This window comes from Helicobacter sp. MIT 00-7814, assembly GCF_003364115.1.
GTDB lineage: Bacteria > Campylobacterota > Campylobacteria > Campylobacterales > Helicobacteraceae > Helicobacter_F.
Genome location: NZ_NXLL01000078.1, coordinates 1 through 594 on the forward strand (window position 1 = coordinate 1; position 594 = coordinate 594).

The 594-nt window shown below is 38.2% G+C and carries 1 pseudogene; it reads left to right on the forward strand.

Annotated elements, in window-relative coordinates:
• Positions 1-594: pseudogene (locus tag CQA49_RS10240) on the forward strand (hypothetical protein); the annotation flags it as partial.

Here is a 594-nt window from a genome sequence, read left to right on the forward strand (position 1 = left end):
AAACGAAAACGACATAATCGCAGAATTTGGCACAAATTACGCGGAGTTTTACCACGATGGCAAAGGTGCTATTAAAAAGCTATTGAGTGAAAAACAAGGGCAAGTCGCAGGCGCATATGAAAAAGATGGGCTAGATTTGGCATTAGTATGGGGAGAATACAACCCACAAACCAAACAAGGAATCGGGCTATCTAAAATTTATGCCAAACATTTAGATGATTTTAAAGCATTTGTAGGCGATACACCAGAGGAAAAGCTAGCAAATGGTATGAGTGAGATTGTCGAAAATGGTAGATTAATAAATGTCAATGGCGTAGAAAGTATTGTTTTAAATAAAAATGGACTTAGTTTTAGATTAGGATTATCCAAAGGTTGGAACAATCAAGGCGAAAATAGATGGATAATAACAGCATATAAAAGCATTAAGGAAAGTGGCGAGACTTCCTACCACGACACTTTTACAGCTAGAGAGCCTCTAGCCAACCTTAATAACACTAATTCTACCACACCCGCAAAAATAAATCAACCCTCACCCCTAGAGCTAGCCCTAAAGCATAAGGAACAAGCCCTAAAAGAGGCACAAGATAAAATCCA